This window comes from Streptomyces sp. NPDC050164, assembly GCF_044459945.1.
GTDB lineage: Bacteria > Actinomycetota > Actinomycetes > Streptomycetales > Streptomycetaceae > Streptomyces > Streptomyces coeruleorubidus_A.
The window spans coordinates 1-1,308 of the sequence record NZ_JBITJK010000105.1; the positions used below are offsets into that span (position 1 = coordinate 1).

Genomic DNA, 1,308 nt, shown 5'->3' on the forward strand with positions numbered 1-1,308 from the left:
CTAGGGCGTGTTTTTGAACTGAGCTCCTGAACACGCCTCAGGCCGTGATGATCTCGGTGTGGGGCGTGGGGACCTTTCGGACGATCAGTGGTTGGTGCTGGAGCCGTTGCTGCCGACAGCAGGGGTGGGGCGTCCGGCTCGCAACCAGCGGCGGTTGATCAACGGGGTGCGGTGGCGGGTGCGGACCGGTGTGCCGTGGCGGGATCTGCCGGCTGAGTACGGGCACTGGCAGACCGTGTACGGGCTGTTCAGGCGCTGGCAGCGTGAGGGTGTGTGGGCCCGGATTCTGACCGCGTTGCAGGCCCGGGCCGATGCGGCCGGCCTGATCACCTGGGAGGTGAACGTGGACTCCACGGTCTGCCGGGCTCATCAGCACGCCGCCGGGGCCCGCAGGGACGGAGCCGGGCAGAAGGAACCACCGGGCGGAACGGTGACTGAGCCCGACGATCACGGGCTGGGACGGTCCCGGGGCGGGTTCTCCACGAAGGTCCACCTGGCGTGCGAGCAGGGGCAGAAGCCGTTGTCGCTGTTGGTCACGGCAGGCCAGCGGGGTGACAGCCCGCAGTTCGAGCCGGTCCTGGAAGCGATCCGGGTCCCGCGCGCCGGTAGCGGGCGTCCTCGGGTGCGTCCTTTGCGAGTACGGGGTGATAAGGCGTATTCGTCGCGCGCCAACCGTGCTTATCTGCGTCGACGCGGGATCCGGTGCACGATCCCCGAGCCGGCCGACCAGATCCGAAACCGCAAGCGCCGCGGCACTGCCGGTGGTCGTCCGCCTGCCTTTGACCGGGAGGATTACAAGGCTCGGCATGCGGTCGAGTGCGGGATCAGCCGTCTCAAGCAGCACCGGGCGGTGGCCACCCGTTATGACAAGCTCGCTGTCCGGTTCGAGGCAGCGGTTCTGATCGCGGCGATCCACCAGTGGCTGTGAGCCGCTTGAAGGCGGACAGCCGTGCCATGCTGACGCCGGAAACCTGACAGCACCCGGTGGGGAGAGGACCAATGGCCGCCAAGTACTACTGCGCAGACAGCGAGAACGGCGACCACATCGACGACCCGTCCGAGGACGCGTTGTTCGAGCTGCTCAGCGATCTCAACGACACGGACAACACGTTCGTCGTGATCCAGCCCGACCAGGACGATCCCGCGTGGTTCGCCTCCGTCGCCGTCCTGGACGAGCGCGGCTACGAGATCGTCCGTCGCGACACCACGCGCCGCGAACATCACGTGACCAACGAGATCGACACCGGCCGGATCGCGGGCGACCTCACCAAATGGCTGGCCGCCCGCACGTTCCAAAACACGGCCTAG

Annotated in this window: 2 protein-coding genes; both read left to right on the forward strand. The window is 67.7% G+C overall.

Annotated elements, in window-relative coordinates; genetic code table 11:
- The first annotated feature begins 58 nt into the window (after positions 1–58).
- Positions 59–928 carry an IS5 family transposase gene (locus ACIBNA_RS45060; protein ID WP_399171298.1) on the forward strand — a complete coding sequence of 290 codons (870 nt, stop codon included), beginning with the start codon at positions 59–61 and terminating at the stop codon, positions 926–928.
- A gap of 71 nt (positions 929–999) precedes the next feature.
- A complete protein-coding gene (locus ACIBNA_RS45065) occupies positions 1,000–1,308 on the forward strand; it encodes a hypothetical protein (protein WP_399171299.1) in 309 nt (102 codons plus the stop codon).